The organism is Aeromonas enteropelogenes, from assembly GCF_000819845.1.
Taxonomy (GTDB): domain Bacteria; phylum Pseudomonadota; class Gammaproteobacteria; order Enterobacterales; family Aeromonadaceae; genus Aeromonas; species Aeromonas enteropelogenes.
The window spans coordinates 74,187-100,431 of record NZ_CDCG01000044.1; the positions used below are offsets into that span (position 1 = coordinate 74,187).

At 59.5% G+C, this 26,245-nt stretch carries 27 protein-coding genes and 4 tRNA genes; 19 read left to right on the plus strand and 12 right to left on the minus strand.

The annotated features are described in order from the left end of the window. Positions 1-9: 9 nt before the first annotated feature. Positions 10-831 (plus strand): carbon-nitrogen hydrolase family protein, encoded by an 822-nt coding sequence (locus tag BN1123_RS19100; RefSeq protein ID WP_042029035.1) that lies wholly within the window; start codon positions 10-12, stop codon positions 829-831. A gap of 409 nt (positions 832-1,240) precedes the next feature. Next, the gene (tldD, locus tag BN1123_RS19105) at positions 1,241-2,689 is read left to right on the plus strand and encodes a metalloprotease TldD (RefSeq protein ID WP_042029036.1); all 1,449 of its coding nucleotides are present in this window, start codon (positions 1,241-1,243) and stop codon (positions 2,687-2,689) included. Positions 2,690-2,833: 144 nt separating this feature from the next. On the opposite strand, the gene BN1123_RS19110 is transcribed toward tldD, so the two are convergent. The 3 genes from BN1123_RS19110 to BN1123_RS19120 form a co-directional block, all read right to left on the minus strand. Beyond that, on the minus strand, positions 2,834-3,037 hold the full coding sequence (locus tag BN1123_RS19110) for a hypothetical protein (RefSeq protein ID WP_026457710.1): 204 nt from the start codon (positions 3,035-3,037) through the stop codon (positions 2,834-2,836). A gap of 168 nt (positions 3,038-3,205) precedes the next feature. Beyond that, the gene (locus BN1123_RS19115; protein ID WP_042029038.1) at positions 3,206-3,916 is read right to left on the minus strand and encodes a MarC family NAAT transporter; all 711 of its coding nucleotides are present in this window, start codon (positions 3,914-3,916) and stop codon (positions 3,206-3,208) included. A 142-nt stretch (positions 3,917-4,058) separates the two neighbouring features. Further along, positions 4,059-5,375, minus strand: coding sequence for an MFS transporter (locus BN1123_RS19120; protein ID WP_042029040.1), 1,317 nt, complete (start codon positions 5,373-5,375; stop codon positions 4,059-4,061). 166 nt (positions 5,376-5,541) lie between these two features. On the opposite strand from BN1123_RS19120, the gene BN1123_RS19125 reads away from it, so the two are divergent. Then, complete coding sequence (locus tag BN1123_RS19125; RefSeq protein WP_042029041.1) at positions 5,542-6,216, plus strand: Dph6-related ATP pyrophosphatase; 675 nt, start codon at positions 5,542-5,544, stop codon at positions 6,214-6,216. Between the two features lie 103 nt (positions 6,217-6,319). After that, positions 6,320-7,039, plus strand: a complete 720-nt coding sequence (aphA, locus tag BN1123_RS19130) for an acid phosphatase AphA (RefSeq protein ID WP_042029042.1) — start codon at positions 6,320-6,322, stop codon at positions 7,037-7,039. A gap of 81 nt (positions 7,040-7,120) precedes the next feature. On the opposite strand, the gene BN1123_RS19135 is transcribed toward aphA, so the two are convergent. Continuing rightward, positions 7,121-7,387, minus strand: coding sequence for a hypothetical protein (locus tag BN1123_RS19135; RefSeq protein ID WP_042029043.1), 267 nt, complete (start codon positions 7,385-7,387; stop codon positions 7,121-7,123). 169 nt (positions 7,388-7,556) lie between these two features. Between BN1123_RS19135 and BN1123_RS19140 the strand changes: the two genes are divergently transcribed. Both BN1123_RS19140 and BN1123_RS19145 read left to right on the plus strand, forming a co-directional pair. Next, entirely contained in the window at positions 7,557-8,378 is an 822-nt protein-coding gene (locus BN1123_RS19140; RefSeq protein ID WP_042029044.1) for an HDOD domain-containing protein, read from the plus strand. A gap of 126 nt (positions 8,379-8,504) precedes the next feature. Next, positions 8,505-9,026 carry a GNAT family N-acetyltransferase gene (locus BN1123_RS19145; protein ID WP_042029045.1) on the plus strand — a complete coding sequence of 174 codons (522 nt, stop codon included), beginning with the start codon at positions 8,505-8,507 and terminating at the stop codon, positions 9,024-9,026. Between the two features lie 117 nt (positions 9,027-9,143). On the opposite strand, the gene BN1123_RS21545 is transcribed toward BN1123_RS19145, so the two are convergent. Further along, a complete protein-coding gene (locus BN1123_RS21545) occupies positions 9,144-9,320 on the minus strand; it encodes a hypothetical protein (RefSeq protein ID WP_124239471.1) in 177 nt (58 codons plus the stop codon). Between the two features lie 556 nt (positions 9,321-9,876). Here BN1123_RS21545 and BN1123_RS19150 point away from each other — a divergent pair. The 3 genes from BN1123_RS19150 to mdtD all read left to right on the plus strand — a co-directional run bounded on the left by BN1123_RS19150 (position 9,877) and on the right by mdtD (position 13,898). Beyond that, entirely contained in the window at positions 9,877-11,271 is a 1,395-nt protein-coding gene (locus BN1123_RS19150; RefSeq protein WP_042029046.1) for a D-arabinono-1,4-lactone oxidase, read from the plus strand. Positions 11,272-11,314: 43 nt separating this feature from the next. Continuing rightward, positions 11,315-12,442, plus strand: coding sequence for a CobW family GTP-binding protein (locus BN1123_RS19155; RefSeq protein WP_042029047.1), 1,128 nt, complete (start codon positions 11,315-11,317; stop codon positions 12,440-12,442). Positions 12,443-12,503: 61 nt separating this feature from the next. Continuing rightward, complete coding sequence (mdtD, locus tag BN1123_RS19160) at positions 12,504-13,898, plus strand: multidrug transporter subunit MdtD (protein WP_042029049.1); 1,395 nt, start codon at positions 12,504-12,506, stop codon at positions 13,896-13,898. On the opposite strand, the gene BN1123_RS19165 is transcribed toward mdtD, so the two are convergent. From BN1123_RS19165 to folB, 4 genes are all read right to left on the minus strand, one after another. After that, the gene (locus tag BN1123_RS19165) at positions 13,883-15,718 is read right to left on the minus strand and encodes a methyl-accepting chemotaxis protein (protein ID WP_042029050.1); all 1,836 of its coding nucleotides are present in this window, start codon (positions 15,716-15,718) and stop codon (positions 13,883-13,885) included. The two genes, mdtD and BN1123_RS19165, sit on opposite strands and share 16 nt — an antisense overlap. A 303-nt stretch (positions 15,719-16,021) precedes the next feature. Then, positions 16,022-16,510 carry a YbaK/EbsC family protein gene (locus BN1123_RS19170; protein WP_042029051.1) on the minus strand — a complete coding sequence of 163 codons (489 nt, stop codon included), beginning with the start codon at positions 16,508-16,510 and terminating at the stop codon, positions 16,022-16,024. A 108-nt stretch (positions 16,511-16,618) separates the two neighbouring features. After that, on the minus strand, positions 16,619-17,128 hold the full coding sequence (folK, locus tag BN1123_RS19175) for a 2-amino-4-hydroxy-6-hydroxymethyldihydropteridine diphosphokinase (RefSeq protein WP_042029052.1): 510 nt from the start codon (positions 17,126-17,128) through the stop codon (positions 16,619-16,621). Then, positions 17,128-17,499, minus strand: coding sequence for a dihydroneopterin aldolase (gene folB / locus BN1123_RS19180; protein WP_042029053.1), 372 nt, complete (start codon positions 17,497-17,499; stop codon positions 17,128-17,130). Before folB ends, folK begins: the two co-directional genes overlap by 1 nt. Positions 17,500-17,657: 158 nt before the next feature. Here folB and plsY point away from each other — a divergent pair, with 158 nt between their 5' ends. The 7 genes from plsY (at position 17,658) to BN1123_RS19215 (ending at position 20,904) form a co-directional block, all read left to right on the plus strand. Beyond that, positions 17,658-18,320 (plus strand): glycerol-3-phosphate 1-O-acyltransferase PlsY, encoded by a 663-nt coding sequence (gene plsY / locus BN1123_RS19185; RefSeq protein WP_042029054.1) that lies wholly within the window; start codon positions 17,658-17,660, stop codon positions 18,318-18,320. Between the two features lie 47 nt (positions 18,321-18,367). Then, a tRNA-Phe gene (locus tag BN1123_RS19190) sits at positions 18,368-18,443 on the plus strand. A gap of 52 nt (positions 18,444-18,495) precedes the next feature. Beyond that, a tRNA-Thr gene (locus BN1123_RS19195) sits at positions 18,496-18,571 on the plus strand. Between the two features lie 3 nt (positions 18,572-18,574). After that, positions 18,575-18,650: transfer RNA gene (locus BN1123_RS19200), tRNA-Phe, on the plus strand. 8 nt (positions 18,651-18,658) lie between these two features. After that, a tRNA-Asn gene (locus BN1123_RS19205) sits at positions 18,659-18,734 on the plus strand. Positions 18,735-19,127: 393 nt separating this feature from the next. Beyond that, a complete protein-coding gene (locus BN1123_RS19210) occupies positions 19,128-20,165 on the plus strand; it encodes a sensor domain-containing diguanylate cyclase (RefSeq protein WP_026455834.1) in 1,038 nt (345 codons plus the stop codon). Between the two features lie 160 nt (positions 20,166-20,325). Next, the gene (locus BN1123_RS19215; RefSeq protein ID WP_042029055.1) at positions 20,326-20,904 is read left to right on the plus strand and encodes a hypothetical protein; all 579 of its coding nucleotides are present in this window, start codon (positions 20,326-20,328) and stop codon (positions 20,902-20,904) included. Between the two features lie 217 nt (positions 20,905-21,121). On the opposite strand, the gene BN1123_RS19220 is transcribed toward BN1123_RS19215, so the two are convergent. Next, positions 21,122-21,439 (minus strand): DUF6968 family protein, encoded by a 318-nt coding sequence (locus tag BN1123_RS19220; protein WP_042029056.1) that lies wholly within the window; start codon positions 21,437-21,439, stop codon positions 21,122-21,124. 325 nt (positions 21,440-21,764) lie between these two features. On the opposite strand from BN1123_RS19220, the gene BN1123_RS19225 reads away from it, so the two are divergent. Next, complete coding sequence (locus BN1123_RS19225; protein WP_026455836.1) at positions 21,765-22,652, plus strand: sensor domain-containing diguanylate cyclase; 888 nt, start codon at positions 21,765-21,767, stop codon at positions 22,650-22,652. Between the two features lie 668 nt (positions 22,653-23,320). Further along, positions 23,321-24,376 carry an amino acid permease gene (locus tag BN1123_RS19230; protein ID WP_224212328.1) on the plus strand — a complete coding sequence of 352 codons (1,056 nt, stop codon included), beginning with the start codon at positions 23,321-23,323 and terminating at the stop codon, positions 24,374-24,376. Positions 24,377-24,440: 64 nt separating this feature from the next. Here the strand turns inward: BN1123_RS19230 and BN1123_RS19235 are convergent, their stop codons facing one another. Continuing rightward, positions 24,441-25,079, minus strand: coding sequence for an exopolysaccharide biosynthesis protein (locus tag BN1123_RS19235; protein WP_026455838.1), 639 nt, complete (start codon positions 25,077-25,079; stop codon positions 24,441-24,443). Positions 25,080-25,217: 138 nt separating this feature from the next. Next, positions 25,218-25,523 (minus strand): monooxygenase, encoded by a 306-nt coding sequence (locus BN1123_RS19240; RefSeq protein WP_026455839.1) that lies wholly within the window; start codon positions 25,521-25,523, stop codon positions 25,218-25,220. Positions 25,524-25,642: 119 nt separating this feature from the next. Between BN1123_RS19240 and BN1123_RS19245 the strand changes: the two genes are divergently transcribed. Then, positions 25,643-25,975, plus strand: a complete 333-nt coding sequence (locus BN1123_RS19245) for a winged helix-turn-helix transcriptional regulator (protein WP_026455840.1) — start codon at positions 25,643-25,645, stop codon at positions 25,973-25,975. Positions 25,976-26,245: the final 270 nt, after the last annotated feature.

Genomic DNA, 26,245 nt, shown 5'->3' on the forward strand with positions numbered 1-26,245 from the left:
GAGTGAGTCATGTGGTTAGCCGCAATACAGCTGGTGTCTGGCCGTCACTGGCAGGATAACCGGGCGCAGATTGCCGCCGAGCTGGCGGCATTGCCGGCCGAACGGCCGCTGCTGGTGCTGTTGCCTGAGAATTTTGCCCTGTTTGGCGAGCGCCAGGGCTATCTGGACGGGGCCGAGACGATCGGCCCCGATCTGAGCGGAGCAGCGCCGATCCAGCAACAGCTTGCCGCGTGGGCCCGCGAACATGGCATCTGGCTGGTAGCCGGGGCCATGCCGACCAGGATCCCGGGATCGGATCACATCCACACCAGCTCGCTGGTGTTTGATCCGGCTGGCGTGCTCAAGGGGCATTACCACAAGATCCACCTGTTCGACGTGGATGTGGCCGACAATCAGGGGCGTTATCGGGAGTCGGAGACGTTCAGCCCGGGGGATGCTGCCGTTACGGTGGACTCCCCCTTTGGTCCCCTCGGCCTCTCCATCTGTTATGATTTGCGCTTTCCCGAGCTCTATCGCCAGCTGGCCCGTGCCGGTGCCCGGGTGCTGCTGGTGCCCGCTGCCTTCACCGCCGTGACCGGTGAGGCGCACTGGGAGCCGCTGCTGCGGGCCCGTGCCATCGAAAACCAGTGTTATGTGGTGGCCGCCAACCAGGGGGGCACCCATGAGACGGGACGCCGGACCTGGGGTCACAGCATGGTGATCGACCCCTGGGGTCGGGTGCTGGCCTGCCAGAGCGCGGGGCGCGCCACCGTGCTGGCGCAGATGGATGGCGGGCTTGTCGATGAATTGAAACGCACCATGCCCGTGATGGAGCACGCCCGTTTGCTCTGATGCTGTGGTGAAGAATTGAAACGCAGTCGTTTGCCGGTGCTGCAACACACCCGTTTGCTCTGATGGTGTGGTGAAGAACTGAAACGCAGCCGTTTGCCAGTGCTGTAACACGCCCGTTTGCTCTGATGGTGTGGTGAAGAACTGAAACGCAGCCGTTTGCCAGTGCTGTAACACGCCCGTTTGCTCTGATGCTGTGGTGAAGAATTGAAACGCAGCCGTTTGTCGGTGCTGCAACACGCCTAGTGGCTGTGAACATGCGCAGGTTCGATCCGCCCTGTGGCGGGGGGAGCGGATGCTCGCGAACCCGATGGTGTCTTTGACGTCCGATTACGCTTCGCCAATCGACCCTCTGGTCGATTCGCACGAATTAACTGTTACGACATCTCGCATCGAGATTGGAGAGAAAGATTTGAGTCTATTGAGCCAGGTTAGTGCCTCCCTGTTGGCCCCGAACGATCTCGACGAAGGACGCCTGCAACAGCTGCTCGGCAGCCTGATGAGCCATCAGGTGGAGTTCGGCGACCTCTATTTCCAGCGCAGCTGGCATGAGTCCTGGATGCTGGAAGATGGCATCGTGAAAGATGGCAGCTACAACATCGATCAGGGGGTCGGGGTGCGCGCCGTCTGCGGCGAGAAGACCGGCTTCGCCTACTCGGACGAGCTGAGCCTGCTGGCGCTGCAGCAGTCGGTGACCGCTGCTCGTGGCATCGCGGCTGCCGGTGCGCAGGGCAAGGTGAAGGCGTGGGCCAGAACCTCGGCAAACCTGCTCTACCCGGCGCTGGATCCGCTGCAGACACTCGACAAGCAGCAGAAGATCGCCCTGCTGGAGCAGATGGACAAGTTTGCCAGAAGTCTGGAGCCCGCCATCAATCAGGTGATGGCCTCCATCAGCGGTGTCTATGAAGAGGTGCTGGTGGCCGCCACCGATGGCACCCTGGCCGCCGACGTGCGTCCGCTGGTACGCCTCTCGGTGACCGTCATCGCCGAGAAGGGTGAGCGCCGTGAACGCGGCAGCGCCGGCGGTGGTGGCCGTTTCGGCTACGACTACTTCCTCGAGCTGGACGGGCTGGAGAGCCGGGCGTTTGGCTATGTGCGCGAAGCGGTGCGCCAGGCGCTGGTCAATCTGGAGGCCATCGACGCACCGGCCGGCACCATGCCGGTGGTGCTGGGCTCCGGCTGGCCCGGCGTGCTGCTGCACGAGGCGGTGGGCCACGGTCTGGAGGGGGATTTCAACCGCAAGGGCTCCTCTGCCTTTGCCGGTCGCATCGGCGAGCAGGTCGCCTCCAAACACTGCACCATCGTCGATGACGGCACCCTGCAGGGTCGGCGCGGCTCCGTCTCCATCGACGACGAGGGGACACCGGGCGGCTACAACGTGCTGATCGAGAACGGCATTCTCAAGGGCTATCTGCAGGACAAGCAGAACGCCCGTCTGATGGGCGTGCCGCTGACCGGCAACGGCCGCCGCGAATCCTACGCGGCCCTGCCGATGCCGCGCATGACCAACACCTACATGCTGGCGGGTCAGTACGATCCGGCGGAGATCATCGCCTCGGTGAAGAAGGGGATCTATGCCCCCAACTTCGGCGGCGGTCAGGTGGACATCACCTCCGGCAAGTTTGTCTTCTCCGCCTCCGAGGCCTACCTCATCGAGGATGGCAAGATCACTGCGCCCATCAAGGGGGCGACCCTGATCGGCAACGGCCCCGAGGCCATGAGCCAGGTCTCCATGGTAGGTTGCGATCTGGCGATCGATCGCGGGGTGGGTGTCTGCGGCAAGGAGGGGCAGAGCGTGCCGGTCGGAGTGGGTCAGCCCACCCTCAAGCTGGATCAGCTCACCGTGGGCGGCACGTCGTAAGTCGGCTTGGCCAGCTCACAGCGTCAATCGATGCGGTGAGCGCAAACTCAAACCCCGGCCTTGTGCCGGGGTTTTTGCTGGCGGGTTGGCGGCGGGCAACAAAAAGCCCCGGTCAGCTGGCCGGGGCGGATCCAATCATTGGCATCAATTGACCGAGATGGCGCGGGCGTCGATGAAGTAGCGGGCATTGCCCTGCTTGTCGATCTGGATCTTGGCGACCAGGTGCTCCTGATCCTTGTACTCCCAGCGCTGCTCGATCTTGGCAAGGGAAGGGCTAGTGATCCCAACTACATTCAGGTACTCGTGAAACAGGCTATGGCTCCCTATTTCGGTCAGCATCTTGTCCATCAGCATACTCTCCTGAAATTGAATGGGTATTCACCAACAAACCTACCAGCGTCCTTCTGAATAGAGTCTGTATGAAAAACAGACTAACTCATTTGTGTGTCAATAACATGATCAGGGACAAGATCAATGCAGATCGTCAGCCTGTTCTGACAACGCTTTCACTCAGTGCTAGCGGGCACCCGGCAGTTGCTCGAGATTGACGGGAGCCGGCGCGGGAGCCGTGATCGCCTGGGTAGCCGGCACTTCATGGAATACCGGGTCCTGCGCTACCTCCTTGATTCCATTGATACAAAATTGCATACCCATGCACACCAGCAGAAAACCCATGATCCGGGTCATGGCGTCGATGCCGGTGGCGCCCAGGATCTTGCAGACCGGATCCGCCAGCTTCAGCACGCCCCAGCTGAGCAGGCTCATCAGGGCGAAGGCGGTGACCATGGCGGCATAGATGGTCATGCGGTTGTAGTCATCGGGCAGTTCCGCGATCTGGGCGGCGCCGCTGATCACCAGCGCCATGGTTCCCGGCCCGCACATGCTGGGCATGGTGAGCGGCACGAAGGCGATGCTCTGGTTGATATCTACCCCGTCGGCCTGGCTCGGTGCCGGGAACAACATGCGAAAACCGATGAAGCCGATGATGAGACCTCCCGCCAGCCGCAGACCCGGGATGGAGATCCCGAACAGATCCAGGATGGAAGAGCCGATAAAGAAGGTGATGCAGAGGGTGCAGAACAGGTAGATGGCGGCCAGATTGATCTGGCGGCGGACATGTTCTCGCGACATTCCCTTGCTCAGCCCCAGCAACAGGGTGGCCGTGGTGGGCGGATTGACCATGGGCAGCAACGCCAGTAAGGCGAGCAGAACGACCTGAAAGTACATGTATTGCCTCGGATGAACAGGGGTAGATGGATGAAGCCGGCACCAGGCCGATTTCGAAAGGGTGGTTATATTATGCCCTGCAAACTGAACCCAGGCCGTATAAAAAGCCCCGACCTGGGTCGGGGCTGAACTGAGAGTGGTATCAGGCCGCCTGGGGCAGCGTCTGGCGCTGGTTGCGCTGCTGGACCCAGAGCCAGAGGCCGATGACAAAGCCGAGGGCCGACAGGCTCATCACATAGTGGGAGGGGGCCAGCACGTCGCTCTTCATCCACAGGGTGACCAGCATGGGGGTCAGGCCGCCGAAGATGGCGTAGGCCACGTTGTAGGAGAAGGAGAGGCCGGAGAAGCGCACCACCGCCGGGAAGGCGTTGACCATTACATAGGGGACAGCGCCGACGATGCCGACCGCAAATCCTGCCAGCATGTAGAGGGGCACCAGCTGGGCCGTGCCCGCCACCAGACCGTGGTAGAAGGCATAAGTGGAACCCGCCAGCAGCAGGGAGCCCAGCATGAAGGTCAGACCGCTGCCGAGGCTGTCGATGAGGCGACCATAGGCGATGCAGCCCAGGGTGAGCGCGACTATGGCCAGGGAGTTGGCGGTCAGCGCCTCGGCGGGAGTGATGCCATACACCTTCTGCAGGTAGGTGGGGGTCATCAGGATCACCACCACGATCCCGGCGGAGAGCAGCCAGGTCAGCAGCATGGAGACGACGACGCTGCCCTTGTGCTCGCGCAGCACCGTCTTGAGCGGCAGCTCCTCGGCCAGGGACTTGTTGGCCTGCATCTCGGCAAAGACCGGGGTCTCGTGCAGCCAGCGGCGCAGGTACATGGCGACGATGCCGAATACCCCGCCGAGGATGAAGGCCAGGCGCCAGCCCCACTCGCTCACATCGCTCGGGCTCATGCTGCGGTTGATGGCGGTGGCGACCAGGGAGCCGAGCAGAATGCCGGCCGTCAGCCCGGCGGTCAGGGTGCCGCAGGCGAGGCCAATCCGGCGGGTGGGCACGTGTTCGGCCACAAATACCCAGGCCCCTGGCACTTCACCACCGATGGCGGCCCCTTGCAGGATCCGCAACAGCAGCAGCAGCAGCGGGGCGGCGATGCCGAGGGCCGCATAGGTGGGCAGCAGGCCAATCAACAGGGTTGGCAGCGCCATCATGATGATGCTCAGGGTGAACATGCGCTTGCGGCCGATGAGATCGCCGAAGTGGGCCATGATGATGCCCCCCAGCGGGCGGGCCAGATAGCCGGCGGCGAAGATGCCGAAGGTCTGGAACTGGCGCAACCATTCGGGAATATCGGCCGGGAAGAAGAGCTCGCCGATGACCACGGCGAAGAAGACGAAGATGATGAAGTCATAAAATTCCAGCGCGCCGCCCAGCGCCGCCAGGCTCAGGGTCTTGTAATCCTGTCGGTTGAGGGGGCGACTGTGATCGTAGTGTTGTGTGGCTGTCGTCATATCCTTATGTTTCCCATCGCTTTTTTTAGTTATTGTTCCCCATCCTTGCCGGGGACACGCTCCTCTTCGAGGGTATGCTTTTGCATCCCGGTATGTAAATCGCGCAATTCGCAACACTGTCTTGCATCTTTTTGGGGCATATTGACGCCCGTCAGGGGGAAGAATCATGGAAAAGAAACGGGTATTGCTCTCATGGAGCAGCGGCAAGGATTGCGCCTGGGCGCTGCATCGCCTGCGCCAGGATCCGGCCATCGAGGTGGTGGGGCTGTTCACCACCCTCAATCAGGCCTTTGAGCGGGTTGCGATGCACGGTGTGCGCAAGCAACTGTTGTTGCAGCAGGCCGAGTGCGTGGGGCTGCCCATCATCTGCATCGATCTGCCCTGGCCCTGTAGCAACGAGGATTATGCGCGCATCATGGAAGGCTTCATCGCCGATGTGCTGGCGCAGGGGATCCGTCACATGGCGTTTGGTGATCTCTTCCTTGAGGATGTGCGGGCCTATCGCGAGCGGCAGCTGGCGGGAACCGGTATAGAGCCGCTATTTCCGCTGTGGGGCAGCAAGACGCCCGAGCTGGCGCGGGAGATGATGGCGGCAGGCATGAAGGCCAGGATCAGCACGCTGGATCCGAAGAAGCTGGATGCCGGTCTGGGTGGCCACGATTTCGATCCGGCCCTGCTCGCCGCCTTGCCCGAGGGAGTGGATCCGTGTGGCGAAAACGGCGAGTTTCACACCCTGGCCTACGACGGGCCCATGTTCCGGCGCCCGCTGGCGATCCGGGTGGGGGAAACCGTGGAGCGGGACGGTTTCATCTTCACCGACCTGCTGCCAGTCACCGATTGATTATTGGGCGTCAAACGCTCCCTTCTGTAGGGTAACTCACAGTTTGGACAAGGGGATGGGGGCACCATGAGCCCCCTCTTTTGTTTGAAGAAGAAGACGTGCGATGAAATTTGTTTCCCGTCCCGTGCTGCTCGCCTCTCTGCTGGCAGCCGTCCTTTCTCTCCCGGCTGTTGCCGACGTTACCGCCACACCCCAACCGGCCCCTGCCGGCGTGACCACCGCCTCGCTGGCCGAGCAGGCGCCCGTTCACTGGGTGTCGCTGGCCCAGATTGCCGCCAGTCTGGATGGTCTGCCGCCGATGGCGGTGGGCTTTGACATCGATGACACCCTGCTCTTCTCGAGTCCCGGCTTCTATCGCGGCAAGCAGGAGTTCTCCCCGAAAGACGAGAGTTATCTCAAAAACCCCGCCTTCTGGGAGAAGATGAACAATGGCTGGGATGCGTTCAGTGTGCCAAAACAGGTGGGTAAGGCGCTGATCGCCATGCACCTCAAGCGGGGCGACAGCATCTACTTTGTCACCGGGCGCTCGGCCACCCGCACCGAGACGGTGACCCAAACCATGCAGCAGACCATGGGGATCCCGGCCGATCGGCTCAATCCGGTGATCTTTGCCGGTGACCAGCCTGGGCAGAACACCAAGGTGCAGTGGCTCAAGGATAAAAAGATGAAGGTCTTCTACGGCGATGCCGACGGGGACATCAAGGCGGCGCAGGCGGCGGGCATTCGCGGCATCCGCCTGCTGCGGGCGGCCAACTCCACTTACCGGCCACTGCCGCTGGCGGGGGCGCTGGGGGAAGAGGTGATCATCAACTCCCAGTATTGATCGGTCAAAAGCTGATGCATGAAAGAAGGGCGGGGCCATCGGCACCCGCCCTTCTGTTTGCTCGTCGTACGGAGACGTGGTTCAGTCGGCCCAGGGCATCTCGGGCAGGCTGTCGAGAAACTCGCCGTAACGGGTCAGGTTGAAGGGGCCCTGTTCGGCTTCCATCGCCATCAGCTCGGCGCCGAGGGCGCAGGCGATGTATTGCAACGCCTCTTCTCGCGGGGTGCCCGTCATCACCAGCCGCATCAGGGTCGCCTTCACCTGGGGCGGCTGGCCGTCGGCGAGCTGGTTGTCCACCAGCTCCAGCAGGGCGGCTTCGTCGAAAAATTCCTGAGAGTCGTCGTTCATGGGATATCCGCAACAGTGAATGTGGCGGCCAGTATAGCCCGAATGCTAGCTAACACCTTGAGTCATGGGCAAATAAAGAATCCGTTATAGCGCTGGCTTGTTACTCATAATTAGTAGGCGTTTGCCCCGCAAACAGGTTTGCACACATACCAGATGGATGGATAAGCCTATGCCTACGATAGATGCCCTGCTGGCACAGCCACACAACCTGCCCCAGATCCCCGAAGTGATGCGTGAACTGATCCAGACCTTCAACGAGAAGGAGCCGGATCTGAGCAAGATCAGCAAGCAGATAGCCAAGGATCCGGTCATTTCGGCCAAGTTGCTGCGCCTGGCCAACTCAGCAAAATTCGGCGGCAGTCGACAGGTTGCCACAGTCAACGAAGCCACGGTACGGCTTGGGTTGGCCATGGTGCGCAACATGGTGCTGGCCTGCGGCCTGACCGAGTCGGTCAAGGCAGTGCCCGGCCTCGACCTCAGGCACTTCTGGGGTTGCGTCTTCAACGTGGCCGAATTGGCGCGCCGTTTGGCGGTGCGAAAAGGGATGAAAGGAGAGGAGGTCTTCACCTGCGCCCTGCTGCACGATCTCGGGCGCCTCATCATGCATGTGGGGCTGCCGGAAAATACCGTGCTGCACATCAAGGATCTGGAGCTGCACAAGGGGCGGGCCAAGGCTGAGGAGCTGGTGGTCGGCTTCAACTATGCCCAGGTGGGAGCGGCCATGGCCAAGTTGTGGAAGTTTCCCGACACCATCTGCAGCGCGGTGGAGTACCACTACAACCCCATGCTGGCCAAGGAGTTTTCTACCGAGGCAGGGCTTATTCACCTGGCCATAGTGCTCGCGGCCCAGTCGGATGTGGGGGAGGCGGCGCCCCCCGAGTGGCCTGACAAGGTGGCCGACAAGCTGGGGCTGCCCTGGGCTGACTGCGCAGCCGAGTTCACCGCACTGCGCGAGCAGGGCAATGGCTATGCCGGATTGCTGGCGGCCTGACGCCACCGGGTTGCAAAGGGGGCCGAGAACGGCCCCTTTTTCATGCCAGCAGCCGCGCGGGCTTGCCAGTACGGGATGAGGGGAGCACTCTTTGCTCTCTATCTCCTTGTTTTGAGAGCCGTTGTCATGATCTTCACACCCCGTCTGACCCTGCGTGAGATGCATCTCGCCGATGCCCCCTTTATCCTCGAATTGCTCAACGATGCCGATTTTTATCGCTTCATCGGCGATCGGGGAGTTCGTACCCTGGAGCAGGCGCAGGAGTATATCCAGCAGGGGCCCGCGGTCAGCTATGCCCGTCACGGTCACGGCCTCTATCTGGTGGAACGCAGGGAGGATGGCGCCAGGCTCGGCATGTGCGGCCTTATCAGACGCGACAGCCTGCCCTGCGAGGATATCGGCTATGCCTTTTTGCCTGCTTATCGCGGGCAGGGCTATGCCATCGAAGCCGCACATGCCGCCTTGCAGGATGGCCGCGAGCGGCTCGGGATCGAGCGGGTCATCGCCATCGTCACCCCGGGCAACGAGCGTTCAATTGGCCTGCTGGCCAAGCTGGGGCTGGTGCGCAGCCGTCTGGTTAAGCTCGCAGAAGATGCCGACGAGTGCCTGCTACTGGAGGCGGCGGACGTCGAGCCGTGCCGGATCTGAGAGCGGTTCTCTGATCGGAGAGGCTGATTATTCGGTTGTAAGGGAGATGGCTGTCGCAAAGAGGCCGCCGTGAGTTGCGGCCTGTCTGCATCGGGCGCTGCCGTGTGGCAGGCAGGATCAGTGGAGGTCTTCGATGGAAAACTCGCCAGCGATGCCATCACAGGAGATGGCGAAACCGCCGCTGAAGCGGGTGCTGAACTGGATCAGAAACCCATCGTCATCGTGCTCTTGCACAGGCAGGTTGATGGGTTTGCTGCGACGCAGGGGCTTGTGTGTTTTTACTGCTTTCATCATGGTATTTCTCTATATAAATTAAATGTTTGCTCCTTGTGTTGGCAAATGACAGGTCAATGGGCGCGGTCAGCCCAGATGGCTGACAGGCGCGCAGGAATACCCAGCCCGTCTCACGGGCGTCTGCACTTTCAAGGAATATGCCAAGGAATATGCGGATGCATGGTTCACATGGGTGGGCAGATCGGGTCTGCGCCGTGAGAGCCGGGCAACGCAGGCGGACAGCCTGACGGTTCTCGAGGCGAGTAAATCAGAAGAAGGTTATGCGGGTACTGACAGGATTCATCGTGAGGTGAAGCATTGCAGGGTAAACATAAACAGGGCTGATTAACTAGCCGGCGCGCATTCTGGCCGTGAAATGAATAAAAAGCAAACAATTATTTTGTTGTGGCGTAAATAAGTGCCCGCACTTCCTCCTCATCGAATGACGAAAGGTGCTTGAATGGCCGCCACGACGCATTTCCCCTCCTGATCGCAAGGGCTTGTTTTTCATGCCTTGGCGCGGACTTTTCGGTAGAATCGTCGCTCATTTTGACGTCAGATAGAGATGAGGCGCGGTATGACGGTTCAGTTCCAGGCATTTCACAGCATCAAGGCGATCGACAATCGGGAGGTGCTGTTCAACTGGTCTAGAACCAATCCGCTCGGGGCGCTGGAGCAGGTGTGGCGCCCTAAGAATCGCGACGAGCTGCAGGCGCTGCTGCGCGAATTTCCGGAGCGCAAGCTGCGGCTCATCGGCTCCGGTCTCTCCTTCGAACCCATCCACAGTGTCTATGCCGAGGGCAATCAGGCGCTGCTGGTGGACCTGCACCATTTGCGCGGCCAGCTGGCACAGACCGCCGATACGGTGACCTACCAGGCAGGCACACCGCTCGACACCGTCTACGCCGAACTGATTGCCATGGAGCGGATGCTGCCCGCCTCCCCCGGCGTCATCGGCATACAGACCCTGGGCGGTGCGCTCAGCACCGGCACCCATGGCCAGGGGCTGCACCAGTCAGCCCTGTGTGACGCGGTGGAGGCGCTGACCGTGATGCTGGCCAGTGGCGACATCATCCGGGTGGATCGCACCGACCCGCGCTTCGGCGCCTTCGTGATGGGGATGGGGATGCTCGGCATCCTGCTCGACGTCACCCTGCGCACAGTGCCGAACCGCATCATGCGCTGCACCAAGTTCACCACCGACTACTCCTTCCTGCTGGAGCACAACGAGCGGCTGAACCGCGAACACGGTTTCGTGAAGAGCTGGTGGTTCGCCTGGACCGGCGAGAGCCACATCTGGCTGGTGGATCCCGCCAGTGAGGAGGAGGTGGCCCGCTACCGGGCCGCGGGCAGCGAGCCGCTGCTGCTGGATGGCGACATCGACGCCCGCATGAATGCCACCATCGACGCTACCCTGCAGAAGATGGCGAAGGACACCAAGGACGAGGCGCTGGCGGGGGAGCACTTCGAGACGGTGCGTCGCTTCAAGGATGCTTCGGACCTGGTGGGCAACGTCTACCAGATCCTCTGCAAGGGGATCCCGGCGCCCCAGATCAACTGCGAGGTGGCGGTGCCGCTGCATCGCATGCAGGAGGCGCTGGAGATATTGCAGGCGTGGCAAGAGGCCAACCCCGGCGTGCTGCACTACCCCTTTATCCTGCGCTGCACCGGCCCCTCCGAGGCCTGGCTCAGCGCCGCCTATGGCCAGTCGGTGTGCTGGATTGGTTTCCTGGTCTATCTGGCGGCGGACGGCACCTTCGTCAACGGCTCCATGGAGCAGATGCGCGAGTTGCAGCAACTGCTGGAGCCCCTCGGCGGCATCCCGCATTTTGGCAAGCACCTGGCGATGGATCTTTATGACTTCCCGGCTTTGCTGCCGCGCTGGCACGACTTCCTGGCCCTCAAGGGCGAGCTCGACCCCCATGGCCGCTTCGAAAACCGCTGGCTTGCGGATCTGTTTGCCAACAAGTGAGCGTGGTTGGCCCTCTCATCACGCCAGGTTTTAAGGATTTGACATGACCGATATGCAAGATACCCGCATCCCTGTGACCCTGCTGACCGGCTTTCTCGGCAGCGGCAAGACCACGTTGCTCAACCACTGGGTGAAGCAGCCCGAGCTCGGCGAGTGTGCCGTGCTGATCAACGAATTCGGCTCGGTGGGGCTGGATCATCATCTGGTACAGCAGGTGGACGAACAGGTGGTGCTGCTCGATTCCGGCTGTATCTGCTGCTCGGTGCAGGGCTCCCTGGTAGAAGCGCTGCAAGGGCTCTTTATGAAGGCCATCCAGCGCAAGATTAAACCCTTCAAGCGACTCATCATCGAGACCACGGGGCTGGCGGATCCGGCCCCCGTGCTGTTTACCCTGCGCGAAGAGGGCTTTATCGCCCAGCGCTATCGCTTCGACGGCACAGTCACAGTCGTCGATGCAGGTCATATCGAGCAGCAGCTTATCCAACAGTATGAAGCGGTGAAGCAGGTGGCGCTGGCGGATCTGCTGGTGGTGAGCAAGGGGGATTTGGTGGATGAGGAGACCCTGACACGGATCGAGAGCCAGCTGGCGGCCCTCAATCCGGCGGCGCCCATCGAGTGGGTGATCAATGGCGAATTGTCACCGATCGTGCTGGAAAAATTGGGCGCCTACAACGAGGCGGCGGGGCGCGACGTGCGCCAATTGCTGGCCTGGCTGCGCACCGAGTCCCCCAAACAGGGGCTGGCCTCGCCGATGCAACCCAAGATGAAACCATTCGCCGCCAAGGTGGGGACGGCTGTGCCGACCCATTTCGAGCATGGCAACATAGAGAGTTTTTCCCTGCGTATCGGCGAGCCGCTCAAGCCCTCTCGCCTGCTGGCGGCCATCGATGCGGTGCAGGCGCAGTACGGCGATGCCCTGCTGCGGCTCAAGGGGATCTTGCAACTGGAAGGGGAGAGCCAGCCGGTGGTGATCCACGGCGTGCACGGTCAGCTCTATCCACTGCAAGCGCTGGGGGAGTGGCCGGAGGGCAAGGCCCAGTCGCGGCTGGTGTTCATCGTGAAGAGCCAGGACAAGGCGGGGATAGAGCGGTTGTTTCTGGACACCCTCAAGGCGCCCGAACCCAGTCTGGAAGAGCAGCTCAGAGCCATGCTCGGCCAGCCGGATGCCTGATAGTCTGATGTGACCCGCTTTCGTGCGGGTCTTTTTTTGTCTGAAGAGGAGGTGGCTGCTCATGCCCGATAGCACACACATGGTTACCCCGGCCCAGCGCAAGTGGCTGCCTCTGCTGACGGCGGTCGGTTTCTTTATGCAGACACTGGATGGCACCATCCTCAATACGGCTCTGCCCAGCATGGCCGAGGCGCTGGGGGAGAGCCCGCTGCAGATGCAGTCCGTGGTCATCGCCTACATGCTGACGGTGGCGCTGCTCATCCCTGCCTCCGGCTGGCTGGCGGACAGGTTCGGCACCCGTCGCATCTATCTGACGGCCATCCTGCTGTTTACCTTGGGATCTTTGGCCTGTGCTGCCGCCAATACCCTGCCCGTGTTGGTGGCGGCCAGGGTGTTGCAGGGGATAGGCGGTGCCCTGCTGATGCCGGTGGGCAGGCTGGCGGTGCTGCGGGTCTACAGCAAGCACGAACTGCTGCGGGTGATGTCGTTCGTCACCATTCCGGGGCTGCTTGGCCCCTTGATGGGGCCGGCACTCGGGGGCTGGCTGGTAGAGGTGGCGAGCTGGCACTGGGTGTTTCTCATCAACCTGCCGGTGGGGGTACTCGGTTTTCTCGCCAGTTGGCACTTCATGCCGGATCTGCGCCAGGAGACGGCGAAATTCGACTGGCAGGGGTTCGTGATGTTCAGCATCGGCATGGTGCTGGTGTCGGTAGGTTTGCAGGGATTGGGGGAGCACAGCATCTCCACCGGCTGGGCGCTGTTTGCCCTCATCTTCGGGTTGGCGGCCATGGCGAGCTACTGGCTCTACGCGGCCAATGCGCAGGAACCGCTGTTCAGCCTGGCGCTGTTCAAGACCAACACCTTCGCCATCGGCATCTGGGGCAACCTGTTTGCTCGCCTCGGCAGTGGTGCCATGCCGTTTCTCACGCCACTGTTTTTGCAACTGGGACTGGGATTCTCGCCGAGCAAGGCGGGGATGACCATGATCCCCACTGTGCTGGGGGCCATGCTGACCAAGACGCTGGTGAACAAGCTCATTCCGCGCATCGGCTATCGCCGCATTCTGATCGGCAACACCCTGGCGCTGGGGGCCATGATCGCCAGCTTCTACTTTATCGACAACCAGCTGCCTTACGAAGTGCTGCTGGGCTGGCTGGCCCTCTTTGGCGCGCTCAACTCCTTGCAGTTTTCTGCCATGAATACCCTGACCCTGCAGGATCTCGGCCCGACCCACGCCAGCAGTGGCAACGGCCTGCTGTCGGTGGTGATGCAGCTCTCCATGAGCCTGGGGGTAGCCATCGCCGCCAGCCTGCTGGGGCTCTTCTCCGCCGGGGCTGACGCCGCCGGCGGGCAGTGGCTGGCGGGTTTTCACCTCACCTATCTCTGTGTCGGGCTGCTCTCCATGCTGGCGGCGCTCATCTTTGCCCAGCTGGAGCGGCCTCAGACCTTGAATTGATCGATGGCGCTGGCCAGCTCGCTGGCCTGTTGCTCTACCTGCAGGGTAGCGGACAAGGACTCCTCGGCCTGGCCACGCACCTGGTTGGCGATGTCGCGGATCATCACGGCGTTGCGGTTGATCTCGGCGGCGACCGAGCTCTGCTCTTCCACGGCGGTGGCGATCTGGGTATTCATGTCGAGCACTGCCTCCATCCGCTCCGTGATGAGATTGAGTTGCTCTCCGGCCAGCTGGGCCGCCGAGACGCTTTGCTCGCCATTGTCGCGGCACTCACCGATCTGCGCCACCATGCTGGCGGTGCGTGACTGCAGGCTGCCTATGATGGTGGCGATCTCCGTGGTGCTCTGCTGGGTGCGCATCGCCAGGCTGCGAACCTCGTCAGCCACGACGGCGAAGCCTCGCCCCTGATCCCCGGCCCGAGCCGCCTCGATGGCGGCGTTGAGGGCCAGCAGGTTGGTCTGTTCGGCGATGGCCCGGATCACGTCCAGCACGCTGCTGATGGTCTGGCTCTCCTGTGACAGGGCTTCACCCTCATGGCCGGTTTCATCCAGCCGCTCCGAGAGCTGACGTATGGTCTGGCCGGTCTGCTGCACGCTGTCACGGCCCTGTTCGGCGGCGCTGTGGGTGTCGCGGGCGCTGGCGGCGGCGGTTTCTGTGTTGTCTGCAATATTGGCGATGGTGGATTCCATCTCGGTGGCGGCGCTGGCCACCAGATCGCTCTCCTCAAGCTGTTTTGACAAGGCCTGCTGGGTCAGCTCTGCCTGTTGGCTCAGCAGCCGGGTCTGGGACTCCAGGTGCCCGACCGAGCCTTTCACCCGTTCGATAAGGGCGTGAAAGTGATCCAGCATGGTATCGAAGTCACGGCCCATGGCGGCCAGTTCGTCCTTGCCGGTCAATCTGGCACGCAGGGTGAGATCGTTGTTGCTGGTGACCCGACGCATCACGTCGGCCAGCTTGTCGAGGCCACTCATGATGCTGCGACCGATGGCAAGGTTGAGCAGCAGGGCGGTGATGATGCCAACAGCACACAACATGATCAGCATCCAGGTCTGGCGATCATGCTGGGCATTGACGTAAGTGGTCAGCTCCTTGAGCAGGGTGGCACTTGCCGAGGCCATCTTCTGCTCTTTCTGGATCAGGCTTGCGCGCAGGCCATCCTTGCCGGTCAGGCCCAGTTGCTGTTCAGCGCTAACCAGCTCCTTGAAGTACTGGCGGTAGCGCTGGAGCAGCTCGGCCTGTTCCGGATTGGCGGCCAGCGCCTCGGCCAGCGGCGTTGCGTTGGCTTCCAGCTGATCTAGGTAGCGTGCATCCCGGCGCAGCATGAAGTCCTTCTCGTTGCGGCGAAGCTGCAACAAGATGACTTCAAGGCGGGGATCGTCGCGCTCCTTGAGGGCCGACTCAAGCGCATGGGTAGCAGCTCTGAGCTTGCCGTAGAGGCCTGCTTCCGGCGTGAGGCCGATCCGTTCCTGCTCGCTCTGCAGTCGTTTGAATTCAGCCTGGTAGTCATCGAGTGCACCACCGAGCACGGTCAGGTGCGCATCCATCTCCGCAGGCAGGTAGCCTTGGAGCAGCTGGATGGTCTCCCGGATCCGCTGGCTCTGGGCGGCGAACTCGGTGATCAGGGAGGGATCCTTGCGCAGCAGGTATAGCTTCTCGTCGAGCGCCAGCTGGGTGCGTTCGGAGTCAAGCTGCTGGGTCAGTCGCTGTGCCATGGCAAGCTGCTCGTTTCGCTCCGAGAAGTAGGATAGGCCTCCGACCAGCAGCAGCTGGATCAGGGTGATGAGGAAGGCGGACCAAAGTAACTTCTGTTTGACGCTCATTACTGCCTCACAGCAACAGGGGAAGTACCCGTCATTATCGTTCAGTCGAGCAAAAACTTTAATATTATGTTTATTGTCAATAAGTTGTCGCTTTGTCTGTCACCTGACAGCTTGTGAGGAAGCCAGACAATTCCGTTCGGGATCAGGCAGTTGTTTTGTTGGTGGCTGGCTGACCTCAAAGTGAGGAAGTACTTCCTCATGGCAGCAGGGAAGACAGTCCTCAGGGGGATGGTTGTCGTGAACGTGGCATAAGGCGCATCCGGAGCGGTGACGCAGCTCTTGGGCCCATAGAAGTGGACGGATTCAGGTCATGGCCACGGGCAGATAGCTGACCTGGCAGGGCAGCTGTGCCAGCACCCGGGGCAGGTGGGCGGTTTCCAGCAGAAAGGTTTGTTCCGGGTGACCCGGGGTCCAGGTAAAGGCGTGATGGGCGAGCAGCTGCGGGTCTATCAGCAGCGGGATGTCGGCGCGCGGCAGAAAGGGGCAGACGGCTCCCGGCAGGCAGCCGATCTGCGCCTGCATCTCCTCGGCCGTGCAGATGGAGGGCTTGGCCCCCAGGGTGGCCTTGACGGCCTTGTTGTCCAGCCGCCCGTCCCTGTGGGTCAGCAACAGGGCGAAACGGCCATCCTTGAACTTGAGAAACAGGGTCTTGCTGAACTCCGCCTGCCAGCCAAGGCGTGCCTTGACCTGCTCGTCGGTGGCGTAATCGAGGATGGGCTCGTGTTGATAACGCTGATGGGGCAGATCGGCGAGCAGCTGGCAGTTGAAGTGATGGATGGTATCGAGTGGCATCTATTCCTCCTTATTCATGGGAATTATCCTGCCAGCAGTACAGGGCAAGGGCCAATCATGCTTTCTAATCTGTCATAAGCGACAAGGGCACCGAGGTGCCCTTGTCGATCAGCTGTGCTGCAATGCCGGTGCTTCCCAGTGAAAGGGAATGGGGCAGAGCCGCTGGGAGGCCTTGTCATAGGCGTGCCACAGTTCGTCCATAGTGCGGCCATCGAGCGGATGACGCAGGGCCGGTGCCAGCTCGGCCAGTGGCCACAACACGAAGGCGTTGGTGAGGATCTCGCCGCGGGGCAAGGTGATCGGTGTGTCACAAACCAGATCGCCATAGAGCAGCAGGTCGAGATCCAGGGTGCGGGGTGCGAACTTCTTGGCATCCGGTTCGCGGCCGTGGGCAAACTCCATGGCGCGCAGGCGCTGGCAGACGGTCGCCAGTGGAAGAACGGTCTGCGCCGCCACCACCAGGTTGTAGAAGGGGCGACCATTGAAGCCCACCGCCTCGCTCTCGAATACCCGTGACACCAGCAGCTCGCCAAACTCGCCGTACAGGGCATCAAGACCGGCACGGATATGGCGCTCCCGCTCTATGTTCGAGCCCAGGCTGATATAGAGGGTGGTCATCAGTTGGCGCTCGCTACCGGTGTGCGATGGCGCAGGATCTCGACGCCGACGCCTTCGGCATTGGGTACGGCACCTGGCTTGGTGAGAGTCACTTTGACCCACTGTACCCGCTCATCGGCAAGCACCAGGGTGGCGACCTGCTCAGCCATAGTTTCGACCAGTTCGACTACCTTGCCGCTGACATGTTCACAGATCCGGTTGGAGAGGTCGGCATAATCCAGTGCCAGCTTGATATCATCGGTTGCGGCGGCGGGGCGGTTGTCGAACCCCATCTCAAGGTCAAACCGGAGTTTCTGGCGAATGCCCTTCTCCCACTCATATACACCTATGGTGGTCAAAACCTCGAGTCCGCGAATAAACACCTTGTCCATGACTGTACTTCTTCTTTACTCTTGATGGGCTGTGATGACAGCGCAGGGATGCTGGCCGGGCGACATGCTTGCCGAGGCTGTCTGGTTGGGCAAAGGGTCCAAGCCAGCGTATGTGGCCCGCATCATACCCCATTCATATCGTGGTAAAAACGACCAAGATGACGGCCCTGACGATTTTGATGATTATTCTGGCCTACCTGGGTGGTTCACTATCCAGTGCTGTGCTGGTCTCCCGCTTCACCGGTCTGCCTGACCCGCGGGATCACGGATCCCACAATCCGGGGGCGACCAATGTGCTGCGCCTCGGTGGCCGGATGGCGGCTCTGGTGGTCTTGCTGCTCGATGTGATCAAGGGAATGGCCCCCGTCTATCTCGCCTGGTTTCTGCAAATCAAACCCGTCTATCTCGGCTTTATCGGCGTGGCGGCATGTCTGGGCCACATGTATCCCCTCTTCTTCCATTTCCGGGGAGGCAAGGGGGTAGCAACGGCGCTGGGCACCATGCTGCCCATCGGTTATGGCATGGGGGGCGCCGTGATAGGCACCTGGCTGCTGGTACTGCTGGTGAGTGGCTACTCCTCCTTGGCTTCCATCATTACCGTACTGTTGACGCCGCTCTTTACCTACCTGCTCAAACCCGAATATACCTTGCCGGTTTCGCTGCTCTCCTGCCTCATCCTGATCCGCCATCACGAGAACATTGCCCGTTTGCTCAAGGGGGAAGAACCCAGGGTGTGGGGGCGCAAGCGCAGGGCCAGTGAGGGTGAAGTGAAGGAAATGGAGCGCGTTGAGCAAAAAAGAGACGAACGAGACAAAAAGTGAAATTTCCCGTTGACCACCAGCCTTAAAATCCGTTTAATAGCGCCCACGCCCAGATAGCTCAGTCGGTAGAGCAGGGGATTGAAAATCCCCGTGTCGGCGGTTCGATTCCGTCTCTGGGCACCAAATTTTGGTGTCATGAAGTAAAAATTCGTTCATGCGCAATGGTTTGAAGTGTGCCGGCTTAGCTCAGTAGGTAGAGCAACTGACTTGTAATCAGTAGGTCACCAGTTCGATTCCGGTAGCCGGCACCATTTGCCCAGATAGCTCAGTCGGTAGAGCAGGGGATTGAAAATCCCCGTGTCGGCGGTTCGATTCCGTCTCTGGGCACCACTTACAATTCCTCCTTAGTTCAGTCGGTAGAACGGCGGACTGTTAATCCGTATGTCACTGGTTCAAGTCCAGTAGGAGGAGCCAATACAAAAGCCCAGCTGAAAAGCTGGGCTTTTTTTTATCCGTTTCGTCATGGTGACGAGCGGCTCGCCTGTTGCTGTCGTCGGCCGTCACCATCTGTCGCCGGGCGTTGACTGTTTGTTGCCAAGCCATCTCATCCGCAAATAGGGTTCCACTTTGATCCATTATGGGGATACGGGGCCAGGATGGCCGGAGAATATCGCTTCCTCATTATTAATCTGCACATGACTGGCTATAGTAAATAATAAAGTTAATTACTTTATAATCGACATTTACAATGCGGTTTATCTGTTCTATATTTATTTGAATGGTTGTTTTGTTATGCAGTTGAAGTTCATTTTATAGCTGATAGAACAATTAAATGCAGTCTATTTGATGAGATATATGGGGAATGTTATGCATAATGAACGTTATCTTGATACAGCCGAACTGGATAAATTAAATTCCGGCGGTGATATAACCATGCCAGTATCATTTATCCTTGATATATCTCGTTCCAAATCACTGCAAGATGTATTGAATGTGGTGGCAAACTGGATTCACCATTTATTTAAAGCCGAACGAGTCAGTATTACAATTAAAGAAAATGAACATTTCCTGAAGCTTTATTCCATTTCCGGTAATCGGGCCATTCCTCTTGATTTTCTTATGCCCATTAAAGATACCTTTGTCGGTGGTGTATTTTCATCGGGTCGTTTGGCCATCTGTGATGATTTGAGCATGTCTGACAAGCTGGACTGCCAGATGTTGTATCACAAGGGGATGGGCTGTTGCATGGATGCCCCCATGCTGCAAGGTGACAACTGTATCGGCACCCTGAATGTGGCGCATCAGGATAAATTTTTTTACTCAACGAGAGACGCTGTCATTTTACAGTGTCTGGCCCATTGGCTTGCCCTCAATATCCAGCTCTATCTGCAAGTCGATGAAATGAAAGTGCTGGCTTCTACCGATTATCTTACCGGCATATACAACCGCAGGGCATTCATGGCAGAAGGGCAGAGCCGGGTCGCCCATTCGTTATTGACGGGGGTTCCCTGTACCGTGGCGATTCTTGATATCGACAATTTCAAGGAGTTGAATGATCGCTATGGTCATGAGGCGGGAGACCTCGTGCTCAGGCAGTTGGCTGCTGCCGTTTGCACCGTCGTCCGGGAGCATGATGTATTTGCCCGCATTGGCGGGGAAGAGTTTGCATTGATTATTGCCGGGGGCTCCCATGATGACAGCGATGATATTTTTGAAAAAATAAGAGCCTTGATTGAAGAGTTGCTTATCGAATATGGCGAATACACCATTCAAGTCACGACCAGCATAGGGGCGTCAGTCTCCACCCCTGCGGATGTCGAGATCGGACATCTTCTGCGAAGAGCGGACATGGCGCTCTATCAAGCCAAGAGTGCCGGCAAGAACAGGGTAATCTTCGAGTTGTAACTGACTTCTGTACTGGCCTGCGAAGGCGGACGGATCGCTGGGGCAGCCCCTGTCGCCCGCAATGCTGCGGGCATCGATCTTCCCCGAAAATTTACCTAGCATGGAAACTTTGGCGAGCCAAACATGCCGCCGTTACCTTACTGTCGAGAGAATCCACAAGATGAAAATGCGTCCCCTGTTGTTGCTGAGTGTCCTGCTGCTGGGCGGGTGTAGCGTCAATCCCTATCGTTGGCCCGGCAGTGAGCCCCAGACGCCTGCGCCGAGCGAGCCAGTCACCCAGCCTCCCGTGACTCAACCCGAGGTGAAACCACCGGTACAAAAACCGGTGGCACCGACCGCGCTGGCCGTGGCCATGGCGGATGCCTTCGTCCAGGCCCCCGAGGTGCGGGAGCTGGCCAATGGCAACCCTGTGCTGCTGCTCACGCCACCCCAGAATGGAACGGGGGAATCTCTCGACACGCGCCCCATGGCGGCGGCCATGATCAAGCGGATCCAGTCCAAAAGCGAGTTTCGCTTCGTCGACCCGGGCCAGGTCGCGGCCATCACCAGCCAGCTCGAATATCAGCAAGGGGGGGTCAATCCAGCCTCTTTGGTCCGCCTGGGGCGACAGACCGGTGCGGGTTACATGCTCTACGGGGATCTGGTGCAACAGGGGGGACGTTATCGGCTTGCCATGAGCCTGATGGATCTGCGCAGTGGCGAACTGCTCTGGAATGCGAGCCGCTTCGCCAGCCGATAGTTTGGACTTTGTCGGGGTCACCACGGCACCAGGCCAGAGGTGACCCTTGCGGGACGGTGGGGGGATGGCAGCCCCCTTCAGTAGATACCGGCTGTCGCGTTCCTTTCCCCTGCCCATACGCTATGGCCAGCGAGGCCGATAGTGATTGCTCGCTTGCCATCATCAACAATTCCTCACACCAGAGCCGCCATGGCAGTCGGTGGCACGCCACCTTGTCTCAGAGCATCGGGAAGTAGCAGGCGGTGATATCGACGGGCTGATCCGCGCAACCCGGTTGATAAAACTGCCAACCGGCGTCCGAGAAGGCGCGCAGCTCGCTCTCGACAAATGCCAGCGCCAGGCTCAGGGCCTGCAAGGCATCAATACCATGGATAAAGGTCTTGTCACGCAGGCCGGCAAGCTTCACCTTGCAGCGATGGTCACCGTTGGCGGATCTGGTGTCAGGTCTGGGCCTGTGGATGGCAATCTTCAGGCGAAGTTGCTCACCCTCTGGGCTGACGACATCGAACCTGGCGGTGACTAGGGTCTTCTTCATCCGGATATTCCTTTTCCGTTGGTGGGTACAGGCTTGATGAGCCCTGGCCGGGGACCAGAAGGCGCTCTGGGGTATCAGCCTAATGGAACCTGGAGACTCAAACAATCTGCTGTCAGCTCATGGCTGATGCCAAAATGAATCAGAGCCTCTCATGCTAGTGCTGCTGAATATCGGCAAAGAGCTCGGTTGATTACCAGGTTGAACATTATTTGCGCATTAAGATTCATCACTGATTGAATTTGATGTTCGCTCCGGGTCCGGCACGGTACGATATTTTGACAGTCAGCCAGCCTTTCGCTGCCTGAGGCTCGCAGGAGGAGACGGAATGGAGCTTTCGGTCAAGCAACTCTATGAAGTGATGGCCCAACTGCCGGATCCTCTCTTTATCCTGAGCGAAGATGGCTACTACATCGAATACCTGGGCGGGATGGAGGAGCAGTCCTATCAGGACGGCAACCCCCTGACGGGAAAGAGACTGTTCGACGTACTGCCTGCGGTGATGGCGCAATGGGTGATGGAACAGGTGATGCTGGCACTGGATAGTGGCCAGATCCAGGTGGTGGAATATGATCTTGCGGCCACTGAGGTGGCGGGGATCGATGCAGCCGTCGGGCCGCAAGGGATGCAGCGATTCGAGGGCAAGATTGCCCCCTTGCCCTCTCTGTATGAGGGGAAGCGAGCGGTCGTCTGGGTAACCCGCAATATTACCTGCCAGCACGAGCTGCAACAGCGACTGAAATTGCAAAGCGAAACCGATCAGCTCACCGGTCTCTACAACCGGCGATTCTTCTTCGATCACTGGGCCCGGTTGCAGCAGGGAGAGGGTCATGGCCTCATCATGCTGGACATCGACCACTTCAAGCAGGTCAACGATCGTTTCGGCCATCAGGAAGGGGATCGGACGTTGCAACGCTTCTGCGAGTGTGTGGCGACCCAGTTGCGCAGCGAGGATCTCTTTGTACGCAGCGGCGGCGAGGAGTTTCTGGTACTGCTGCCGCGACTGGACGAACTGACGCTATTGCGCATTGCGGAGCGGATCCGTGCGGCCGTGGCAGCCCTGGCCGCCGACCCTGTTACGCTGACCGTCAGTCTGGGTACGACGCTGGTGCGACCGGGTGAGGATATCAATCTGGCGTTGGCGCGCGCCGACGAGTGGCTCTATCGTGCCAAGCGGGCAGGGCGCAACCGGGTGGCTCACTGCCCATCGCGCTGACGGCTGGCCATCAGCGATTAATAATATCGTCCACCTTCGCTATTATTTCATTGAGGTGGAATTAAGCTCATTTTATTTATTGAAGGTTTTTTACGCCATCATGTTAATATTAATAGGTCGGCCTGGTCTCATTAATCTTGTTGAGAAAAAAGCCGTGGTTTTACCATTATGTTATCAGGACGCTGTCGCACAGCTCTGACAAGACTGGAATGATACATTTTATTGTTTTTTGAAACATCTCGGTTTAAACGGTCATGAATTATTAACCTTGACCTTGATGATGATTTCAATGATGGTAAAACGGCATTTTCGTATTGCCCCGGCGTGCATTATTGAATGTCGGTGGATTTATTATGGTACGAAGTATTCGATATTTTATTGAATATCGCTTGCCAGTTATTTCTGGCCAATAAAAATAATGATGACAGAACAATAAGGTATGTATCGCAATGAGTCTTGCTATTACAGAAAAGAGTAATACTGTTTCAAAGTTGAAATGGGAGAAAAGTGATTCGGTATGGACCATGGGGCTATATGCCACAGCAGTGGGTGCCGGCACTTTATTTCTCCCGATTACCGTAGGCAGTAACTCCCCGGTTATCTTGCTGTTTATTTTATTATTGGCGTTTCCACTTTCTTATTATTCTCACCGGGCGCTGAGCCGGTTTGTGCTCTCCAGCTCCCATCGGGAGGGAGACATCACCCATGTGGTGGTGGAGCACTTTGGCGCCAGAGCCGGCCAGTTGCTGATGCTGGTCTACCTGATGGCCTTTTACCCCATCATTCTGGTCTACAGCATCTCCATCACCAATGCGATCCAGAGCTTCCTGGTGAACCAGCTGGGGAGTGCCGCGTTCCCTCGTGGCTGGCTGGTACTCGGGGTCATGCTGGGTCTGCACCTGATCCTGCTGGCGGGCAAGCATATAGTGGTATCGGCCATCAGCGTGCTGGCACTGCCCATGGTGGCGTTTCTGCTTGGCCTCTCCTTCTATCTGCTGCCCCAGTGGAGCCTCTCCTATTTTACCGAGAGCCAGGCGGTGGATTGGCATGATCCCGCCTTCTGGAAATCCCTCTGGCTTATCGTGCCTGTGATGGTGTTCTCCTTCAGTCATGCTCCCATCATCTCCTCATTCAGCGCCGCCCAGAAGAAGCGGGATCATCAGCATGCAGACCAGCTCAGCAGACGCATCATCAAGTGCAGCAGCCTGCTGATCTGCGGCAGCGTGATGTTTTTTGTCGTGAGCTGCGTGATGAGCCTGAGCCAGGCCGAGATGGCGCTGGCCCGTACCGACAATATCTCCGTGCTGTCGGCGCTCGCGAACAAGTTCTCCAACCCGTTGATTGCCTATGTGGGGCCGCTTATCGCCATCCTGGCCATGTCGAAATCCTTCCTCGGCACCTCCATGGGGGTGAGCGAAGGAACGGTGAGCATGGTGAGTGGCGCCTGTCAGGGGCTCGGGCTCTCCCTCAAGGAGTCGACCATTACCCGGGTTTCCTCCCTCATTCTGTTCGTCGTGACCGGGGTCATCACTTACCTCAATCCCAACGTGCTCGACATCATAGAGCGCATCAGCGGGCCGCTCATCGCCGTGATCCTGTTTCTGCTGCCCGCCTGTTCCATCTATCGCTTGCCCGCGCTCAGGCGCTATCGCGGAGCGAGCACCCTGTTTGTGCTGGTGATGGGGCTGCTTGCCATCTCGGCCCTTATCTACGATCTGTTCTGACGAACCGGATCCGGCACAAAGCAAAAAGGGCGGCCCATGGCCGCCCTTTTCATATTTCTGGCTGTCAGCCAAACAGGGTCGAGATATTTTGTCCCGCCATCAGCAGGCCGATGGCCAGGGCGCTGAACCAGACCAGGGTCGCCGTGACCAGCAAATAACCGCCAGCGACGAACAGGCCATCGCGCTGCAGCATGCCGGTGCTTAGCAGCAAAATGGCCCAGGCCGGCATGGCGTTGGTGAAGGGGATGGCACCCAGAGGCAGCATCAGCAGCAGGGCCGCCAGCATGATCAGCAGGCCATTGCAGCGGTTGATGGTGGTGCTGCCCGTCAGCAACAGCAGGCGTGGGCGGATGAAGCGATCGATGCGGGCCAGCAGATCCGCCCCCTTGTGCAGGGTCGGCTTGAGCTGATCCGCAGCGAAGCGGCGTTCCATCAGAAAAGCAGGCAACCAGGGCACCCGGTTGAGAGTGATGCCGATGCCGATAAACAGGATCAGCAGACCAAACGGAGTACTGACGCCCGGAATGGAGACCGGCAGCAGGAAGGGCACGGTGAGCAGCACGCAAAACAGCAGCATGCCCTGTTCCCCCACCAGGGTCAGCATCTGGCGCAGGCTGATGTGGCTCTCGTCGATGGCGTGTGCCGTGGATCGCAGGGTATCCGAGAGCGTGCTTTGTGGATCTTTGAGTTGCGCGGCAACCATGCCTGATGTCCTTCTGATGAGTGCTGAGGGTCACCATGACCCGGTTGCGCGTCAGAATACGGGGGCAAGGTTAATAGCGGATGAATAGGGGGAGCAGATAGCGAAGCGCCGCCCCGATCGGGCGGCGGGGCGAGCGGATCACTTGATGCCGAATGTGATGCGGCTGAGGGGCTCGTTGACGTCGAACAGCTTGTATTGCACGTCGCTGGCGCCCATGGCAAGCACTCGCTGTTCGTGCATCTGCACGTATTGCCGTGCGCTCGCCTCATCCTCGAACAGATAGATGCCACCCGCTTCGCCGGTGCGCGGGTTCTCCGTCCATATCTTGGAGATAAACCCGGGCTCGCGGGTGATGGATTCGGCCAGCGGCACGGCGGCCTCGGTCAGTGCCGGCCCCATCTGCTCGGCGGGAAAGGTGAAATGGATTTGCAGCAAACTGGGCATGACGGCTCTTCCTGTTGAATGATACGACTCGTCGCATCATAGGAAGCCGGCATTTTGGCTGCAAGAAGGCACATTTTCGTGGCATAGTTACCCTGAAGTAACCATTAGCGAGGCACGCCTTGAACCCGCCCCTCTGTCCTGCCTACGAGGTATTGCGACTGCTGAACGGAAAATGGAAACCGGCCATCCTGTTTCATCTGCAAAGCCAGACTCTGCGTTTTGGCGATCTGCGTCGCCGTTTGCCCGCCGTCAGCCAGAAGGTGCTCACCGCCCAGCTCAAGGAGCTGGAGAGTGACGGTGTCATCAGCCGGACCCTCTACCCCAGCGTGCCTCCCCGTGTGGAGTATGCCCTGACACAATTGGGTACGGCTTTGCTGCCCCTGTTGCAACAGATGCATGACTTTGCTCTTGCCAACGCCGGGTTGCTGGCACAGCAGCAGGATGTGACTTAGGCCTCCTGGGGCCGGCCATGTCTCATATCCGCAGATGATCAGGGGAGGGATGCCCTTCGCCAGGGGATGAGCCTGACCCGATACCCGGTGTCAGTGAGCTCTCGCTGCACTCTTTCCTTGCGCCAGTTCCCGAATGCCTGCGCTCATATCCAGCCAGATCTGTCCTGTTCGTGGGTCACGCCCGTTTTCCTGCCATATCGCAGCCAGATCATTCCTGGTGATGACGGATTTTCCCGATGTTGGCTCGCGCGTGGTCAAGAGGCGCCCCTG

Bases quoted from the DNA above. Each gene is read 5' to 3' on its own strand.
- BN1123_RS19100 (WP_042029035.1), top strand. From the start codon at position 10: ATGTGGTTAGCCGCAATACAGCTGGTGTCTGGCCGTCACTGGCAGGAT.
- BN1123_RS19110 (WP_026457710.1), bottom strand. From the start codon at position 3,037: ATGGACAAGATGCTGACCGAAATAGGGAGCCATAGCCTGTTTCACGAG.
- BN1123_RS19115 (WP_042029038.1), bottom strand. From the start codon at position 3,916: ATGTACTTTCAGGTCGTTCTGCTCGCCTTACTGGCGTTGCTGCCCATG.
- BN1123_RS19120 (WP_042029040.1), bottom strand. From the start codon at position 5,375: ATGACGACAGCCACACAACACTACGATCACAGTCGCCCCCTCAACCGA.
- BN1123_RS19125 (WP_042029041.1), top strand. From the start codon at position 5,542: ATGGAAAAGAAACGGGTATTGCTCTCATGGAGCAGCGGCAAGGATTGC.
- aphA (WP_042029042.1), top strand. From the start codon at position 6,320: ATGAAATTTGTTTCCCGTCCCGTGCTGCTCGCCTCTCTGCTGGCAGCC.
- BN1123_RS19135 (WP_042029043.1), bottom strand. From the start codon at position 7,387: ATGAACGACGACTCTCAGGAATTTTTCGACGAAGCCGCCCTGCTGGAG.
- BN1123_RS19140 (WP_042029044.1), top strand. From the start codon at position 7,557: ATGCCTACGATAGATGCCCTGCTGGCACAGCCACACAACCTGCCCCAG.
- BN1123_RS19145 (WP_042029045.1), top strand. From the start codon at position 8,505: ATGATCTTCACACCCCGTCTGACCCTGCGTGAGATGCATCTCGCCGAT.
- BN1123_RS21545 (WP_124239471.1), bottom strand. From the start codon at position 9,320: ATGATGAAAGCAGTAAAAACACACAAGCCCCTGCGTCGCAGCAAACCC.
- BN1123_RS19150 (WP_042029046.1), top strand. From the start codon at position 9,877: ATGACGGTTCAGTTCCAGGCATTTCACAGCATCAAGGCGATCGACAAT.
- BN1123_RS19155 (WP_042029047.1), top strand. From the start codon at position 11,315: ATGACCGATATGCAAGATACCCGCATCCCTGTGACCCTGCTGACCGGC.
- mdtD (WP_042029049.1), top strand. From the start codon at position 12,504: ATGCCCGATAGCACACACATGGTTACCCCGGCCCAGCGCAAGTGGCTG.
- BN1123_RS19165 (WP_042029050.1), bottom strand. From the start codon at position 15,718: ATGAGCGTCAAACAGAAGTTACTTTGGTCCGCCTTCCTCATCACCCTG.
- BN1123_RS19170 (WP_042029051.1), bottom strand. From the start codon at position 16,510: ATGCCACTCGATACCATCCATCACTTCAACTGCCAGCTGCTCGCCGAT.
- folK (WP_042029052.1), bottom strand. From the start codon at position 17,128: ATGACCACCCTCTATATCAGCCTGGGCTCGAACATAGAGCGGGAGCGC.
- folB (WP_042029053.1), bottom strand. From the start codon at position 17,499: ATGGACAAGGTGTTTATTCGCGGACTCGAGGTTTTGACCACCATAGGT.
- plsY (WP_042029054.1), top strand. From the start codon at position 17,658: ATGACGGCCCTGACGATTTTGATGATTATTCTGGCCTACCTGGGTGGT.
- BN1123_RS19210 (WP_026455834.1), top strand. From the start codon at position 19,128: ATGCATAATGAACGTTATCTTGATACAGCCGAACTGGATAAATTAAAT.
- BN1123_RS19215 (WP_042029055.1), top strand. From the start codon at position 20,326: ATGAAAATGCGTCCCCTGTTGTTGCTGAGTGTCCTGCTGCTGGGCGGG.
- BN1123_RS19220 (WP_042029056.1), bottom strand. From the start codon at position 21,439: ATGAAGAAGACCCTAGTCACCGCCAGGTTCGATGTCGTCAGCCCAGAG.
- BN1123_RS19225 (WP_026455836.1), top strand. From the start codon at position 21,765: ATGGAGCTTTCGGTCAAGCAACTCTATGAAGTGATGGCCCAACTGCCG.
- BN1123_RS19235 (WP_026455838.1), bottom strand. From the start codon at position 25,079: ATGGTTGCCGCGCAACTCAAAGATCCACAAAGCACGCTCTCGGATACC.
- BN1123_RS19240 (WP_026455839.1), bottom strand. From the start codon at position 25,523: ATGCCCAGTTTGCTGCAAATCCATTTCACCTTTCCCGCCGAGCAGATG.